This window comes from Vibrio sp. OPT18 (assembly GCF_015163615.1).
Taxonomy (GTDB): Bacteria; Pseudomonadota; Gammaproteobacteria; order Enterobacterales; family Vibrionaceae; genus Vibrio; species Vibrio coralliirubri.
In genome coordinates, this window is record NZ_JADDYK010000048.1 from 147,514 (window position 1) to 163,507 (window position 15,994).

Annotated in this window: 15 protein-coding genes; 7 read left to right on the forward strand and 8 right to left on the reverse strand. The window is 45.9% G+C overall.

Going from position 1 to position 15,994, the window contains the following annotated elements:
* Positions 1-478, reverse strand: a 478-nt coding sequence (locus tag IQQ51_RS11665) for an amino acid ABC transporter permease (protein WP_228012822.1), incomplete at its 3' end; no start/stop codon positions are given.
* Positions 479-609: 131 nt separating this feature from the next.
* Positions 610-1,476, reverse strand: a complete 867-nt coding sequence (locus IQQ51_RS11670; RefSeq protein WP_048614201.1) for a transporter substrate-binding domain-containing protein — start codon at positions 1,474-1,476, stop codon at positions 610-612.
* Between the two features lie 239 nt (positions 1,477-1,715).
* On the opposite strand from IQQ51_RS11670, the gene IQQ51_RS11675 reads away from it, so the two are divergent.
* On the forward strand, positions 1,716-3,230 hold the full coding sequence (locus IQQ51_RS11675) for a PLP-dependent aminotransferase family protein (RefSeq protein WP_193841159.1): 1,515 nt from the start codon (positions 1,716-1,718) through the stop codon (positions 3,228-3,230).
* Positions 3,231-3,398: 168 nt separating this feature from the next.
* On the opposite strand, the gene IQQ51_RS11680 is transcribed toward IQQ51_RS11675, so the two are convergent.
* A complete protein-coding gene (locus tag IQQ51_RS11680; RefSeq protein ID WP_193841160.1) occupies positions 3,399-4,715 on the reverse strand; it encodes an aspartate aminotransferase family protein in 1,317 nt (438 codons plus the stop codon).
* Between the two features lie 362 nt (positions 4,716-5,077).
* On the opposite strand from IQQ51_RS11680, the gene IQQ51_RS11685 reads away from it, so the two are divergent.
* Together IQQ51_RS11685 and IQQ51_RS11690 are read left to right on the forward strand one after the other, a co-directional pair.
* Positions 5,078-5,773 carry a sulfite exporter TauE/SafE family protein gene (locus IQQ51_RS11685; protein WP_048611165.1) on the forward strand — a complete coding sequence of 232 codons (696 nt, stop codon included), beginning with the start codon at positions 5,078-5,080 and terminating at the stop codon, positions 5,771-5,773.
* A gap of 12 nt (positions 5,774-5,785) precedes the next feature.
* Positions 5,786-6,538: an SDR family NAD(P)-dependent oxidoreductase gene (locus IQQ51_RS11690; protein ID WP_050620246.1), complete on the forward strand. Its 753-nt coding sequence runs from the start codon at positions 5,786-5,788 to the stop codon at positions 6,536-6,538.
* A gap of 326 nt (positions 6,539-6,864) precedes the next feature.
* Here IQQ51_RS11690 and IQQ51_RS11695 read toward each other — a convergent pair whose 3' ends face one another.
* Together IQQ51_RS11695 and IQQ51_RS11700 are read right to left on the reverse strand one after the other, a co-directional pair.
* Positions 6,865-7,494, reverse strand: coding sequence for a hypothetical protein (locus tag IQQ51_RS11695; protein ID WP_193841161.1), 630 nt, complete (start codon positions 7,492-7,494; stop codon positions 6,865-6,867).
* A gap of 343 nt (positions 7,495-7,837) precedes the next feature.
* Entirely contained in the window at positions 7,838-10,270 is a 2,433-nt protein-coding gene (locus IQQ51_RS11700) for a response regulator (RefSeq protein WP_193841162.1), read from the reverse strand.
* An 88-nt stretch (positions 10,271-10,358) separates the two neighbouring features.
* Between IQQ51_RS11700 and IQQ51_RS11705 the strand changes: the two genes are divergently transcribed.
* Positions 10,359-11,117, forward strand: coding sequence for a substrate-binding periplasmic protein (locus IQQ51_RS11705; protein WP_048610176.1), 759 nt, complete (start codon positions 10,359-10,361; stop codon positions 11,115-11,117).
* 175 nt (positions 11,118-11,292) lie between these two features.
* On the opposite strand, the gene IQQ51_RS11710 is transcribed toward IQQ51_RS11705, so the two are convergent.
* Together IQQ51_RS11710 and IQQ51_RS11715 are read right to left on the reverse strand one after the other, a co-directional pair.
* The gene (locus IQQ51_RS11710; protein WP_193841163.1) at positions 11,293-11,853 is read right to left on the reverse strand and encodes an NADAR family protein; all 561 of its coding nucleotides are present in this window, start codon (positions 11,851-11,853) and stop codon (positions 11,293-11,295) included.
* 189 nt (positions 11,854-12,042) lie between these two features.
* Positions 12,043-12,237, reverse strand: coding sequence for a hypothetical protein (locus IQQ51_RS11715; protein ID WP_017061218.1), 195 nt, complete (start codon positions 12,235-12,237; stop codon positions 12,043-12,045).
* A gap of 362 nt (positions 12,238-12,599) precedes the next feature.
* Here IQQ51_RS11715 and IQQ51_RS11720 point away from each other — a divergent pair, with 362 nt between their 5' ends.
* Genes IQQ51_RS11720 through IQQ51_RS11730 form a run of 3 tightly spaced genes read left to right on the forward strand, consistent with a single transcriptional unit; the run spans position 12,600 to position 14,881 of the window.
* Positions 12,600-13,424, forward strand: a complete 825-nt coding sequence (locus tag IQQ51_RS11720) for an ABC transporter ATP-binding protein (RefSeq protein WP_193841164.1) — start codon at positions 12,600-12,602, stop codon at positions 13,422-13,424.
* A gap of 9 nt (positions 13,425-13,433) precedes the next feature.
* A complete protein-coding gene (locus IQQ51_RS11725) occupies positions 13,434-14,366 on the forward strand; it encodes an ATP-binding cassette domain-containing protein (RefSeq protein WP_048663996.1) in 933 nt (310 codons plus the stop codon).
* Positions 14,363-14,881, forward strand: a complete 519-nt coding sequence (locus tag IQQ51_RS11730; protein WP_193841165.1) for a transcriptional regulator — start codon at positions 14,363-14,365, stop codon at positions 14,879-14,881. The genes IQQ51_RS11725 and IQQ51_RS11730 overlap by 4 nt, the downstream gene beginning before the upstream one ends.
* A gap of 380 nt (positions 14,882-15,261) precedes the next feature.
* Here IQQ51_RS11730 and IQQ51_RS26990 read toward each other — a convergent pair.
* Positions 15,262-15,994: replication initiator protein RctB domain-containing protein (locus IQQ51_RS26990; RefSeq protein WP_228012823.1), on the reverse strand; the 733-nt coding region annotated here is incomplete at its 5' end.

Here is a 15,994-nt window from a genome sequence, read left to right on the forward strand (position 1 = left end):
TCACCGCAATCGCTGGGCTGCCTTTGATCAAGAATGACATCTCATTGACTAGCGCAGGTAAGCTCATGATCACCATTTGCGGGAACATGATGCGGCGAAAGTAAGTGATGCGTCTCATACCAATGGCTTCCGCCGCTTCCATTTGCCCTTTTGAAAAGTTGAGAAAGGCGTTGCGCCAAATCTCTGCATTGAATGCCGATGTATTGAGTGTCAGAGCTAAAATGGCAGAAACGTGTTTATCTAAATTGATGCCAAATGACGGAAAAGAAAGGAAAATAAACAGAGCCAACGTCACCAAAGGCGTTGCTCTCGCCCAACTGACATAGATGCCCAACATTTGATCCACAAACGGGATTTTCATCATTCTAACCAAGGCAATCATTAAGCCGATGACGACACCTAATACAATCGATACTGCCGATATCCATGCCGTTGCCCACGCGCCCTGTAGCAACTGTTCCCAAGCGTAATAATCCATAAACGACCTCTTTGATCAGCGACTTCTTTCGATAGATTGTGCGCCAATGACTCATGGGTTAAACCGCTTTGAACCCAATGGCATGGACACAAACAGCCGCTAACTGTTTGTGTCGGCGCATGCTTATTCATCTATTGAACGGCTGTTAGCTTGCGATACTGCTCAACCGAAGTAATGGCTTCTGAAGGGAGTTGGTCGAACGATTCACCGAACCACTTCTTCTGCAGCTCTGCCATTTTTCCTGTTTGCTCAAGGTGTAGGAAGAATTCCGTTAGGTAAGCCAAAAGCTCAGGATTATCTTTAGGAACGGGCCAGCTCACGAAACCCGGGCCAGAGACTGCTTCGCCTTTTTTGAATACCTTTGACTTCGACTTCACTACCTCGTTAACTGAAACCACACTGTTGATCACATAGTCGATACGACCGATTGCCAAGTCTGAATACGCCTCTGGATAAGATTGATACTGAACGACTTTCCCCAAAGACTTGCCTTGTGCTTCTAGCATCTCTTCCAACTCAGGAAGTCGCTCTAGCAAGGCACTGCCCGCTTGTAGCCCCACCGTTTTACCGTCTAGATCCGCGACAGTATTGATGTCGTCATCACCCGCTCGGGTTAAGAAGTAATGCTGCGCGGAAGCAATCGGTGGAGTAAAGTCAAAGGCCTTTAAACGGGCGTCGGTAATGATCGCTCCGGTTAACGCCACATCGTATTGGCCTGCGGATACTGACGCGAGTAACCCTGTCCAAGGTAAGATCTCTTGTTCAATATCGAACTTCGAATATTCACGCAGTTCATCAAGCAGATCTTTATTAATCCCAGCTGGATTACCGCGATCGATGTAGTTGAATGGCGAGTAGTTATCTTCTGTCGCTACTTTCATAAAACCTTGCTTTTCGATGGCTGCAAGCTCGGATGCTTGAGCGATACCAAAACAACCCAGTACGACTGTTGCTGCCGCTGTTGAAACCCATGCCTTCATCGTCATTCCCTGTTTCATACGCTTTCCTTATCGAGATTATTTGCCTGCCTTTACTTTATGAACGGAATGCCTCGAAGACGTAGAGCCAATTTAATTTTCGGGTTGGGACAGAGCTATTTTTAGGTTAGAGCAGAGCACCTTTCTCATTAGATACCGTTCAAAAGCCAGTCCTTAGAATATCCATATGAACTCTGGCTCACTTCTTGCTCTTTTATACAAATAGGACCGAGGTTTACTGAGAATAAGGACTGTATCTCATGGCGATAAATCACAATTGTTTCATCGAGTTTGATTCCAAAAGAAGCCTACAAGAACAAGTACGTAGCTATTTGGTGACGGCGATATTGAATGGTATTTTTCCTGCGGAACAAGCGCTTCCGTCTTGTCGCAAGCTCTCTAGCCAATTAGGCGTCTCACGCAATACGGTCTCGTTGGTGTACGACAGTTTGCTCGATGATGGTTATCTCATCAGCAAGCCTCGCAGTGGTTATTACCTGTCAGAAAAGTATCAAAATCCGAGCGAAGAAATAGACGCGAACTTGGATCATTTTGAATCAACAGACAATGACAATGCACCGGATTGGAGCAAGCGAGTAAAACTGCAATTGAGCCAATACCCTCGCATCGTCAAACCCTCGCATTGGAGCTGCTATCAGTACCCCTTTATTTTTGGCCAACCCTCTATCAATGACTTTCCATTAGCGCAATGGCGAGAAGCCACAAGAAAGGTCACCTCAGATCCAAATGACCACCGCTGGCTGTGTGACAAGGTCGATAAAGACGTCGACATGCTGGTCGAACAGATACGCACAAGGGTGCTTCCTCAGCGCGGTATTCATGCCCAAAGTGATGAGATCCTCATAACCTTAGGTTCGCAGAATGCGCTGTATTTGATTTCGACTTTGCTCATGAACCATCAGAGCCGAGTCGGAGTCGAGAACCCCGGCTACAAAGAAGCGAATCACATCTTTAATCTCTCTGGCGCGCAGTTACACCCGCATCAAGTAGATGAACAAGGATTGAAATTCAACGAGCACTCTTCACTGTGTGATCACTTCTATGTCACGCCTAGTCACCAAGCCCCAACTGGCGTCACCATGAGTGATGAGCGTCGAGCTCAGTTACTGGAAATGGCCAAAGCTAACGACGCGGTCATTATCGAAGATGACTATGACGCCGAGTGTAACGTGGAGTGGAACCCTAAACCCGCGCTGAAAGCCAGTGACAAGGAAGGGCGTGTCATCTACGTCAGCAGCTTCTCTAAGCTATTAGCACCCGGCTTGAGATTGGGCTACATCGTGGCACCTGAAGAGTTGATCTACGACCTTAGAATACTGCGTCGCTTGATGTACCGACATGCGCCAAGCCGTGTTCAGATGGAAGTGGCGCACTTTATTGAACAAGGCTACTACGACAGCTTTGTAAGACGCTTTAGAGAAAACACGCGCCAGCGCTGGAAGCTGATCAACGATGCCGTCTTGAAATACCTACCGGATTGTAAACGACTGGCTCAAAGCGAGCAGGCCAACTCTCTGTGGCTACAAACGCCTAGCCACATCAATAGCCAGCGTTTAGCTTCACGAGCTGCCCAAAAGGGCATATTGATTGAGACAGGCTATTCACACTTCATGAGTAATAGCGAGACGGAATCGGGCTGTGAAGCATTGTCAGAATATGACCCCAACTCCTATTTTCGATTGGGCTTTCACGCCATCGACAAAGATCTGATCGCACCCGGCATCAAAGAGCTGTCAGAGGCGATGAAGATCTAGCATCACTTAAGAGCGGTTTGAGCAGAGTGATTAAGTGAATGAACGTAAAAAAGAGCTTCAATCGATGCTCTTTTGTCGTTTCTGAAGGTTAGGGTTGGCACGTTGGAAAGAACGGGGAATTCTTTGCCAAAGTGCCTTGGTTGCTGTGTTAGCTATCTTATTAAAGAATTAAGAAGCGAGTTCAAACAACACTTCATCAATGATCTTAACGCCTTTCTTAATCTCGCTTGGCTGAATAACCAAAGGTGGCGCAACGTGAATGCGGTTATTCACAATGAAGGTCAACAGGCCTCGCTTGGTCAATTGCGCTTTCAATTGCCCCATTTTTTCATTGCTTAAAGGCGCCTTGCTTTCACGATCTTCCACCAGCTCTACAGCCCAGAACATCCCTTTACCGCGCACATCACCAATCATAGGGTGCAACTCTTGAAGGCTCAGTAGAAGCGGCCCTAGAACGCTGTTACCCACGTTATCAGCGTGTGTGACAATGCCCTCTTGCTCCATCACATCGAGTGTTGCAACGATAGAAGCCATCGCCAAAGGGTGACCAGAATACGTTAAGCCGCCCATAAAGAAGTTTGACTTAAAGTGCTCAACGATCGGTTCGCTGACCACCACACCACCAGCCGGCACATAACCCGAGTTCACCCCTTTCGCGAAAGTAATCAGATCTGGCACTACATTAAAGTGCTCAAACGCAAACCACTTACCCGTGCGGCCAAAGCCGACCATCACCTCATCAAAGATCAGTTGAATGCCATGTTTGGTTGCCAGCTCACGCACACCAACAAGGTAGTCTTTGGGCGGAATGAGAAAGCCAGCCGTTCCCGGAATGGTCTCTAGAATAATCGCCGCAATCGCTGTTGGCCCTTCGCATTCAATCACTCGCTCTAAATGCTGTAGGGCACGCTCACTCTCTTCTGCCTCAGTCGCCGCGTTGAACTCGCTTCGATAGAGAAATGGATTGAAGAAGTGAACGTGCCCACGGCTATACTCGTTTGGAATTCGACGAAAGTCCCCCGTCGCAGCAATAGCAGTACCTGTATTGCCATGGTAAGAACGGTAAGCAGATAACACCTTGTCGCGCCCAGTGAATTGTCGCGCCATGCGAATCGCATTTTCGTTGGCCTCTGCCCCTGCATTGGTAAAGAACACTTTCTTAAACGTGCTTGGCGCTTTCGACAAGATGCGCTTGGCCGCCAAACCGCGAGTGAAGTTTGCGGTCGCAGGGGCAACCGTCACCAAGGAATCCGCTTGATCTTTAATCGCTTTGATCACTTGTGGATGCTGATGACCAATGTTGGTATTGACGAGCTGGCTACTAAAATCAAGGTACTCTTTACCTTCGTAGTCCCACATTTTGCATCCTTGCCCACCCGCAATGGCGATAGGCTCCGCTGCTTCTTGAATCGACCAAGAATGAAATACGCTCTTGTCGAGGTCGATAATATCTTGGTTCACAAGCTGTTCTGTTGATACTTCCATTTCATCGTCTCCATTAACAACACTAGATTCACAGCCGCTCGTGCTTGGCTCGTCTTCGAGAATGAAAGACACAAAACACGACATTGAAAAGGCTGCGCTATCGGATGGAATAATCTTCATCCCAAACAGGGCGGAGCTCATAGTGTCAGTTTCAACAAAACATTGGGCCAGTACATCAGCCCAAGTATCATCCCCGATCCAACAAACAGCCTGACCCAACCCAATCGTCGATCTGGCTCTATTCAAAATTCTTAGGTGTGAATAGATTGAAAGGCAGACGAGACAGGTCTCATCGAACGCTAATTAACGCAGCAGCAATATCAAAAGCAAAGAGGTGAGCAAGAGTGGAATTAGGATTAGCGATGACATTGATTCTGTTTGCAGGTGTAGTTCGAGGCTATTCAGGATTTGGGTTTGCGATTATCGCAGCGCTTTCCCTCAGCTTTATTGTTCCACCATTGCAAGCGGTAACCATCGCTATCCTATTGGATTTTCTAAGTACCTTTCCTCTGCTCAAGCGAAGTAAAACCACCATCAATATCCGGCTTATTGCGCCGCTGTGTATTGGCATGTTGGTTGCGGTGCCTTTCTCGCTGTATTTCATTAGCACGATATCGGAATCAGGCTTGAAGGCCTTCATCGCGATGATGTCTTTGGTCGCTGGCACGCTGATTATTTTGGACTTACGCCTCACTTGGTTGCACCAACGACACGCGTTTTGGGCGGGAGCCATTTCGGGGTTTAGCATGACCACCGCCTCTTCAGGAGGGCCGCCATTAGTGACGTATTTGATGAACCTAACCATTAAAACCAGTGAACAGAGAGCCACCGCGATTGTATTTTTTCTGCTGAGTTCAGCGATTTCACTGGTTGGCTTCATATGGATTGGCGCATTTAACCAAGAATCGTTCATCACAGGTTTATGGCTATTACCGGCAGCTTTGATTGGCAATGTATTGGGGCAAAAACTGTATCTATCAGTACCGAACTTGTCTGCAAAAACAACGACCGCGCCGATTTTGATCGGCATGGCACTACTTATGTTAATTTCAAATTAGAAGGATGTATTTATGGATAAGATAGCGTTCATTACAGGGGCAACCTCTGGTTTCGGCAAAGCGGCAGCAAAACGTTTTGCAGAAGATAACTGGTCATTAGTGTTGTCTGGTCGTCGAATCGAAAGGTTACTCGACCTAAAGGAAGAATTAACGGTGCCTGTGCATGTAATTCAACTCGACGTTCGAGACGCAGACGCCGTAAAACAAGCCATTGATTCACTACCCGCTGAATTCTCATCGATTACCGCATTGGTTAATAATGCAGGGTTAGCTTTAGCACCAGAAGGCGCGCCTGATGTGGACTTGAAAGACTGGCACACAATGATCGACACCAATGTCACGGGCTTGGTTAATGTTACTCACGCGCTGTTGCCGACGTTAATTAAAAAAGGCGCAGGAAGCTCGATCATCAATGTTGGATCAATCGCCGGGCAATGGCCTTATCCAGGCAGCCATGTGTATGGTGCCAGCAAAGCGTTCGTAAAGCAGTTCAGTTACAACCTACGTTGCGACCTACAAGGCACTGGAGTGCGTGTAACTGACCTCTCTCCAGGCATCGCAGAAACGGAATTTACTCTTGTAAGAACCAAAGGCAACCAGACGGCTTCAGACAATCTTTACCAAGGCACCACACCGTTGTCAGCAGAGGATATAGCCGAGCAGATGTTTTATATCGCAACCTTACCAGAGCACATCAACATTAACCGAGTCGAAGTAATGCCGACACGTCAAGCATGGTCTGCGTTCGCAATCGATAGAGATTAAGTTCAAACCGACACATACAAAAAAGGTGGTCTTTTCAGGCCACCTTTGTCACTTATTTCACTTTTTACTTTTTATTTTTTACTTAGATGTAATCAACCACATCAAAGGCCTGCCCTGATTCATCACTTGCGATGGCATGACGATACGCTTTGGCGAATGTATCTAGTGCTGCATTGACCATGCTTACCGCAGTAAAACCCGGCGTTGAGAGGCTTGATTGATTTCATGGTCGGCGACTTTAAGCAGATATCCATCACCTAAAACCAAGCCGCATATTGATGCGGCTTGGTTGATCTTCGGTTGATACCCCTTCAAAGAACAACGGTTCAGGCATGACCATGAATGTACTTGAACTCTTGCTCTATCGCATGAAGCATATTAATCGCGTTCTCAGACGATGCATGGATGATCTCTGTCTTAGGTGCCACGCCTGTTTGTTCTATTTTTATTTCATTTTCAGACAGTAGAGAAATAGTCGTGCACTCAAACTCTAAACCATTGAGATTCACGTCCATAATGGCGCTCGCCCACTCAATGGCAACCACATCTTTGGTGGTGTATTGGTTGGTCAAAATACCGCAGCCTCCGTCTGGTTTCGGCAATACATGATCAACAATGCCATCGTAATCATTATCCCAAATCAGAATTTCTAACTCACTGTCACCATCACTCACCGCTGTGATTGGGTAGCCACTTTCATCCAGTGTGAGAAGCACTTGGGTATGAGGTTTTAATTCAGGTTCGTGCTGGGTGTCTGGCTGGGCTATCGAGTCGAGATATTGGGAGAACGAATACTTGAGATAAGCCTGCACTTCTTCATCGTCATTGATGTTAATGCTGTTTGGCGCGTCTGTGTGAGCGGTATTGATTGATATTTCTGGCATGCCCGCCAAAAAGTCGTCGAATAGTTGCGTTGCTTTGTCTAACTCAGAGTGAGTTGCAATTACTTTACTCATGTTGATAGCCCTTTCAATTGATTAGGTTTTAATAAAAGCAAATAGCAGAAGTACAACAGTGATGAATATGGGGTGGGTGAACCCTTAATAGGTCGCAACTTTAGACTAGCAAAGCCTTGGCGAAGTTGTATGACAATGAAATGAAGCTTACACAAGGATTCAATAAAGTGAGCTCACGATCAATATTCGGTGTTCTATCTGACGATTAGGGTCCTTAACTGGCGAGCAAGCATTGGAATCCAATATCTTCAGCACAATCTTCAACACTCATAAAAAAGACCTAAAGCGCGGTTGTGCTTTAGGTCTCGATAAAAGATTAGGAACGATGAAGAATCACATAAAACTAAACGATTTTCTGCTCGTGTTCCTTGCTTAGTTCGGTCTCTTTCGACAAGAAACTGGCTACGATCTCTCTCAGTTTCCCTTGATTAACAGGCTTAGGTAAAAACTCATCCATGCCTACATCGAAGCACAAATGCTTGTCTCTCTGTACAACGTTGGCCGTCAGCGCCACGATTGGAATGTGCTTTTCAGACCCTTCTTCGAGCGCTCGGATCTGCTTGGTCGCTTCGAAGCCATCGAGAACCGGCATCTGACAATCCATAAAGATCATCTCGTATTCGTTGGCCTTGAATTTATCGACACCAATTTCACCGTTGTCGGCAATATCAACCTCAAATCCAAGCTTCTTGAGCATCATCTTGGCAACTTGCTGGTTTACTCGCGAGTCTTCAACGACCAAAACCGTACCACTAAATTCTCCGGCAGCCGCGACAGGTTTTGACTCTGCTTGAACTGGAGCTTGTTTACCGGCTTGTGGGGCGTTTCCAGAGACATTGGAAGCCTCTTTAACAACCGCCGCAGGTTTGGTTAACGGCACAGGCTCATTGTCTTTAAACGCAACCTCGCCTCTGTTCGGATAAGTAAAGACTGAAGTATCGGCGGCTCTCGCGAGAACCTCACTGATGGTCCATTTAAGCTGATTATCTTGGTAAGGGCGCGCAATGTAGGCAACAAAACCGACTTGTTTAGCACGAGCTTCATCTTGCTTTCTAGGGTCAGCAGAGATCATCACTAACTTAGGACACTCACTGCCAAAGCGTTCAACTAAGCTTCTTGCCAGTTGAAAGCCATCAACGGACGGCATTACTTTGTCTATCAGCACGAGATCATAAGGTGATGACTTAGCCACAGACTCTGAAACCAACTCTAACGCTTGGTTTGCCGTTTCACAGCACTCAGACTTAACGCCGAAGGATTGAAGCTGTGTAGACGTTATACGCATGTTCAGCTGGCTATCATCCACCAGCAAAACCGAAACCTGATTGAAATCGATATTGCCTTCATCGGCTTCTAAACACGGGTCAAAGTCAGCCGTAAAATAGAAGGTACTGCCCTGACCTTCAACACTGGTGAGTTCAAGCTTGCTGCCCATCAATGTCACGATCTTCTCGCATATTGTTAGACCAAGCCCTGTGCCTCCGTAAATACGTGTGGTACTGCCGTCGGCTTGTTGAAACTTATCGAACACCGATTTCTGTTTGTCTTCTGCAATACCGATACCGCTGTCGACAACCTCGAACTTCACTCTGAGTTTTTGCTCAGGCTCAACCACCTCTTCCAAACGAAGCGAGAGCGTGACGTGGCCATGCTCGGTAAATTTAATCGCGTTGCCTACTAAGTTATTTAAGACTTGTCTTAGTTGAGTACCGTCGCCATTCACCATGGTTGGGATCTTAGGGTCGATCGCTAATTGGAATCGAAGCCCTTTCTGTTCCGCTTTCACTCGGAAAGTTGATTCAACGTCGGCCGCAATGCCCATCATTTTCATCGGCTCTTGCTGAAGCTCTAGTCGCCCCGCTTCGATCTTCGAGTAATCGAGAATGTCATTGATTAAGTCGAGCAAAGTAAGCGAAGAGGTGTTGAGCATGTTGATGTACTCTTTTTGCTCTTTCGGCATATCCATTTCAGAAAGCAAAGACGACAACCCGATAATCCCATTCATTGGGGTACGGATTTCGTGACTCATATTGGCAAGGAATTCACTTTTATTGCGGTTGGCCACCTCAGCAACGTCTTTGGCTTTTTCTAGCTCTTTGTACTGTTGACGAATACGTTCAATAGACTGGTTATAACTGCTCTCGAGTGTCGAGATCTCATCTTTGTAAGTAGAGTGAGTTGGCGTTATAAAGCGCGGTTTGTTGTCTTCGACCTGTTGCTGGTTGATTTGGGAAGACATGGTCATCAAACGTTTTACGACAAGACGATAAACGATGGTTAAACATACCAGAGACAACAAGAAGATTTTAACGGCTTCGAAGGCGAGCAACAGTAACACTCGTTCTTCAAAGTCATCTAGGATCATGCTCAAGTCTGATTGCACTGTGAGCGTCGCCAACGGGAAGTCTGTGCCGCCCATCTGGTGCACCATTTCCCAAGACTGAGAATAAGATTGGCCTTCGGTCTTTTGACCTAACTCTAGAATTTTTTCATCGGGGCTTTCGATAAGAAGGTAACTGACCGAAGGGAGGCGAGAGATGCCTTCGGCTTGCACAAACAATTGCTCTCTATCTTCAACCCACAAACTGGCCGTTAAACCAGAAAGGTAGCCAGCCTTGACCTGCTCGATCTGAGAGCTGATAAAAGAAACTCGACTTTGGTACTCTACATACAACCCGAGACCTGTCACTATAACTGTGAATAAGGTACTGATCGCTATTATCATCCCGATCAACTGTCGGGAGAGTCCAACGTAGCGTTTTCCTTTTGTCACCATACACGAATTACCATTATTGTTATCCTAGCAAACTACAATTACTCAACTAGTATAATAGTAGTCATTCATCAAATAACTAGGGAAGGTTATGAAAAAACATCTTATCGTTGCATCCATAGTCAGTTTGTTTTCAAGCAGTTATGCTTCTGCAAGCGAACCTCTTCACTACTACATTATTGCGAGCCAAGCGCAACCTTTTCAGATCGAAACTGACGGGTCATCTCACAGAGGAATCGTTTCTGATATTGTGGAAGCCGTGTTTGATGACAGCCAATATGAGATCAACTACCACACCTACCCTTTCAATCGAATGATCGACAAGCTCGATGCGAGAGAGAACCCTAACTGGGTTACCTATGGCAGCCCTAGTTGGGGAAACATCCAATCTGTGAACCTATCTAAAGATCCGATTTACAATGTAAAACACGTGTTACTGAGTAGTGGTAAAAAGCCATTTGAGTTCAACACAATCGATGATCTAGACGGGAAAGCCGTGGTATTGCTGGTGGGATTTGAGTATCCGAACTTGGAACCTTATATCCAACAGGGCAAGCTCAACGAGATTCGAGTAAAAGATTACACTGCTGCGTTTCGTGTCCTGAACCGAGCACCTGGCGATACCGTGTTTGTAGAAATGGAATCACGAATCAAATACAACCTAAACGAGCAAAAACTGAGTATTGATGATTACCAAATGCAAGAGTTTGGTTCTGTAATCAATAACTACCCTATCCATTTGGCGTTTGACCCTGAGATGGATCCTAAGCTGCAAAGCTTCATCAACCAACGCCTAGACACAATGAAAGACGATGGACAGCTCGACGACATCGTACAGAGTTACTTGTAGCACCAGCGTAACGTAGAACTTAGCAACGGATAGCTTGGTTACACACTTTAACTATCATTGATGCCTGACTCTCTAAAACCGAAAAGGCCGCCCTGCTTAATACTAGATAGCAGGGCGGCCTTTTAAATGCGTCTTAGGGGTAATCATAGGTATGCCCGCTATCTGAATCGACGAATCAGTGCGAAGCAATCAAATGCAGTTGCTGAGTCCGAAGCTGATGACGCACTGCCATCAGAATCTTACCCAAATGGTTCTCGCCGGTCCCATCGCCGCCATCGCCCCAAAAATGGTCTTTGTGCGAATGTTCTTTGATCACAGAATCCCCGGTATTGGTAAGAAACAGAGCAAACTGCGGATTCTGTCTGAATTTCTCGGTGACGATGAACTGCATCACTTCAACACGAATCTCATACCAATCCTCACGAACTTGGTCTTCGTAGTCACGACTTAAAGAGAACGCTTCAGCAGGTGTACTGGCTTCCAAAATGGTATTGCGTAGCGCTTCGCAGGAGAACTTCATGGCTTGATAATAGTGTTCGCTGGTTGCCCAAATTTGATCATCAACCTTAATGGGGCAAGCTGCGAAATTTGACAGGTATCCGTTTGGATCTTCAGGTTCATAAAATAGTACTTCTTTAGCTTGAGCCACAGAATTAGACATAGCCTTCTCCTTACCAACGACATCGCATATTTTTGCTTTAACTTTAAAATTAGTGGCGTTGAATATTACTGTCAAACAACTTAGCTCAAGAGTATGCCATGTGCGTGTTTTTCATCTAAAAAGCGTAATGTCAAAAGGGATAGGCTAAACGGGACAGTGAGCCAAAGAATCAAGGGGTTGATTCAATCGAGATAGGAACTATGAAAAAGTACTTATAAATCAAAGGGTGGCGTTGTGCCACCCTTCTAAATGCAATGGGGATTATTAGTGAATAAGACCTAGCTCCCTCGCTTCTTCCAGACTCAAACCGCTTTCTCTAATTTCTCTTAGAGTCTCGATACGACGACGAGCTTCAGCAGACTTCATTTTCTTTTCTGGTTTGAAAGATACTTCTTCTTCAGCATCCCACTTGTTTGCAATATTTGTCATTTCATCATGGTTGATAGAATTAATGGACATGTTTTCCTCCGAAAAGCACCATGTAATGGACAGGTAATCTGTAGCAAATGCTTTTTCGCTTGTTAAGAAATTCTGTACTGAAGTGTGATGATTCCGACGCTTCACAAAGCTAATTAATAAATGCCTCATTTAAACTTTGCCAAAGCCATTTTCTGCAATTACATTTAAAAGATTCCCCATAAGAAATGTGGTTTGATCCAACTCTCATTTTCCCCGCTTTCAATGCTTCTCTTCTGCTGAAAATTCGTGAAATAACCCAAGATAAATTTCGAGGCACTTCATCCTTTTCGTGCTCGTCGCTTCCACTAAATCCAACACATGTTAATGATAATGGTTATCAATATCATAACTGAGTATTTATCATGTCTGTGGGAAATTCAGATAAACCACTTCTCGAAGTGAAGAATCTATGTGTCGACTACATCACCGATGACGGTGATTTCAATGCAGTCAAATCCGTTAGCTTTAACATAGCGCAAGGCGAGATTTTCGGCTTAGCCGGAGAATCCGGTTGTGGCAAAAGCACCATCGCATTTGCCATTAACCGCCTGCATAAGCCGCCAGCTTTCATCTCGGGAGGACAGATACTGTTTGGTGGGCAAGATCTACTGAGCTTATCGGACAGCCATTTGAATACCTTGCGTTGGAGTGAGATCGCGATGGTGTTCCAAAGCGCCATGAATTCACTCAATCCCGTATTAACCATCGAAGAGCAGTTTGCTGATGTATTGCGCCACCACAAAGGCATGAGTAATGAACAGGCCAAAGATCGCGCCGAGAAACTGCTCGACCTTGTGAATATTCCACGCCATCGCCTAACAGAGTACCCGCATCAGTTCAGTGGCGGCATGCGTCAGCGTTTGGTGATTGCCATTGCTCTCGCCCTTAACCCAAAGCTGATCATCATGGACGAGCCAACCACAGCGCTGGATGTGGTTGTACAGCGCGAAATATTGCAGCAGATACACCAACTCAGAGAGGAATTTGGTTTCTCGATACTCTTCATCACCCATGACCTCGCACTAATGAGCCAGCTGTGCGATCGCATTGCCATCATGCGCCACGGCAAAATAGTTGAGGTCAATAAAGCCCATGAGATTCGTAACAACCCACAACACTCCTACACCCAAAAGCTATGGAGTTCTTTCCCTAATATTCATGAACATGCCCACGCGACGGCCTGCTAGGAGAGCTCTATGTCACAACCTATTTTTCAAGTAAAAAACCTCGTTAAAGAATTCACTGTTGGCGGTGGATTTGGCAAAGAAGAGATCTTTAGAGCACTGCATGGTGTGAGTTTTGACTTACATGCAGGCAAAACACTGGCACTGGTTGGCGAATCTGGCTGCGGGAAAAGCACCTGCGCACGATTGATGACCAAGGTTTACCCTGCGACAGAGGGAGAGATACTGTTCAAAGGCAGAGACATCTCTACGCTGAAAAGCCGTAAAGATATCTTGGATTACCGCAGCCGTGTGCAAATGGTGTTTCAAGACCCCTTTGGTTCACTCAATCCCACTCACACCATTGAACACCATTTAACCCGCCCACTTAAGATCCATAAGCAGGTAGCCACTAAACAGGCTCTCACAGAGCGCCTCAAAGAGTTATTAACGCTGGTGGAGTTACCCATCGAAACGCTCGCCAAATACCCGCACGAGCTCAGTGGCGGTCAAAGACAGAGGGTTAACCTAGCCAGAGCACTTGCCGTTGGCGCTGAGGTTATTCTTGCTGACGAACCCACCTCGATGTTGGACGTTTCGATTCGACTTGGCGTGTTGAACCTGATGCAAAAAATGAAGAAAGAGTTGGGGATTGGCTTTTTGTACATAACCCACGATCTTGCCACAGCACATTACATCGCAGAAGAGACAGCGGTGATGTACAAAGGACAGATCGTCGAATGGGGATCAACCCAGTCGATCTTGACCAATCCACAACACCCGTACACTAAGCTGTTGATCTCTGCCGTACCAGATCCCGATCTGCCATTTGGCGAACTCGTCAAAAATGAGCCAAACTATTCAATAGACGCTGATCGTATTCGAGAGCAGAGCAGTGAAATACAGCATAAAATCAAACAAGTTGCTGATAATCACTTTGTAAAACAGTGGGATAACGTTGCATGAATGAACTAAACACTTGGTTAGAGCGGATCGGAGATTGGTACAAAAACCGAAAGCATGATCAAGTGGACCGGTTAGAACCTTTGATCTTAACGCCTCCAGATGCGCTCTGGGGGCCATTGATCACAGATGAGCAGAGTAAAGGCATCGCATGTTGGCTAGACGGGTGCCTGAGAATCTTTACTTTCTATCGCCACCTCGCGGATTCATCGAATCCGGAGTTGGCTTCGCAGGAAGCCAGCAGTTCAAGCCATCAAGATAAAGCCTACCAATACCTGATGTTTGCCTATAGCAAGCTGCAAGCGGTGTCATGCGACCCAAAATCAGAAGCTGGCTTGCAAGAATGGTGTACACAGCGGCTACAACACTTGTGTGTATTGGCTTTGGAGTTTACGAACCAACAGCAAGAACCACGTTGGAAAGCAGAATCAGAGAAATTGATCGAATCGCATGTACGCTTTATGGCAACCCATCCCCGAAACGATGATCAAGGTAGCATTCAACGCCATCTCCACTGATCAAGCTCTTCTCGATCAAACATCAAATCAGAATCTCATCAGAGTTAGATCCGTAGAAAGCATGATCTAGCCTTGATCATGCTTCGGCACTTAGCTCTGTAAGCTATTGAATTTTAATGATTGACTGAATTTCAGGCAAAAAAAAGCGAGTCCCTTAGGAACTCGCAAAAATCTATTCAGTATGATGTAACAAAATATGAGCCAATCTATTAATCATAAGAAAGGACAAAGGTTGTCTATTCGGGATAAATAATAATCAACTAGATGCGTTACATTGTCATCACTTTGTCAGCGTTAGGTGCGATTTTAATCAGCACCTAATGTGTTCAAAACTATCCATTCAGCCACGATAAAACAGGCTTATCGCAATAGGATAATGACTAGTGGCCAATCGCCATTTCATCGAGCGCAAGGAACACGTTTTCGTCTAAATGACCTTCATGAACTTGTTTACACACTTTACGACGAACCGCTAAACCAGAGATCAAACGTTCAATGGACAGATGTCGATTGCTGGTGCTATCTCGGTCGTTGTATAGCTCAATCAAGCGACTCAGTGTTTCGTATGGGATAACGTCCTCCCCTACTCTCAACCAATCAAGCTTCTCAATGAGCTCTGAGCACTCTTCTTTGATTGAGGCATGTGAGTGCCCTGTCATAGCAGATAAAGCCGTTATGCTGCGTTCTAGAGCCTCTGCAGAGGTATATTTAGAGAGAGTAATCATGATCTCATCAGCGTTGATCTCAACAGAGTGTTTACGCTGCTTAACTCGACGTCCCAATTTGCCTCTTGGCGACGGTGCTTTACGCTGAATTGGCTCAAACTCACCATCGATAATCTCAGACAGTTCTTCCAGCTTCTGCTTAGACACCATCTCGTTACGAAGTGGGTTCGGCAGCGTTGGTGCCATATTACGCTTACCAGCGTTAGTGGTACGCGCTCTTGAGTAGCGTAATACTTCTTCCACATTACATTTGATATCTACCTGATAATCAGTCGTTTTCCCTTTTTCGATCAACGCGGTGATCGTCAAGTGATAACCCCAAAGATTAACCAGGAAGGTATCTTCTTGATCCCCGACTTCACCCAATTTTCTGAGCTCGCGGATCAGA

Coding starts and splice junctions, on each gene's coding strand:
- IQQ51_RS11670 (WP_048614201.1), bottom strand. CDS start 1,476: ATGAAACAGGGAATGACGATGAAGGCATGGGTTTCAACAGCGGCAGCA.
- IQQ51_RS11675 (WP_193841159.1), top strand. CDS start 1,716: ATGGCGATAAATCACAATTGTTTCATCGAGTTTGATTCCAAAAGAAGC.
- IQQ51_RS11680 (WP_193841160.1), bottom strand. CDS start 4,715: ATGGAAGTATCAACAGAACAGCTTGTGAACCAAGATATTATCGACCTC.
- IQQ51_RS11685 (WP_048611165.1), top strand. CDS start 5,078: ATGACATTGATTCTGTTTGCAGGTGTAGTTCGAGGCTATTCAGGATTT.
- IQQ51_RS11690 (WP_050620246.1), top strand. CDS start 5,786: ATGGATAAGATAGCGTTCATTACAGGGGCAACCTCTGGTTTCGGCAAA.
- IQQ51_RS11695 (WP_193841161.1), bottom strand. CDS start 7,494: ATGAGTAAAGTAATTGCAACTCACTCTGAGTTAGACAAAGCAACGCAA.
- IQQ51_RS11700 (WP_193841162.1), bottom strand. CDS start 10,270: ATGGTGACAAAAGGAAAACGCTACGTTGGACTCTCCCGACAGTTGATC.
- IQQ51_RS11705 (WP_048610176.1), top strand. CDS start 10,359: ATGAAAAAACATCTTATCGTTGCATCCATAGTCAGTTTGTTTTCAAGC.
- IQQ51_RS11715 (WP_017061218.1), bottom strand. CDS start 12,237: ATGTCCATTAATTCTATCAACCATGATGAAATGACAAATATTGCAAAC.
- IQQ51_RS11720 (WP_193841164.1), top strand. CDS start 12,600: ATGTCTGTGGGAAATTCAGATAAACCACTTCTCGAAGTGAAGAATCTA.
- IQQ51_RS11725 (WP_048663996.1), top strand. CDS start 13,434: ATGTCACAACCTATTTTTCAAGTAAAAAACCTCGTTAAAGAATTCACT.
- IQQ51_RS11730 (WP_193841165.1), top strand. CDS start 14,363: ATGAATGAACTAAACACTTGGTTAGAGCGGATCGGAGATTGGTACAAA.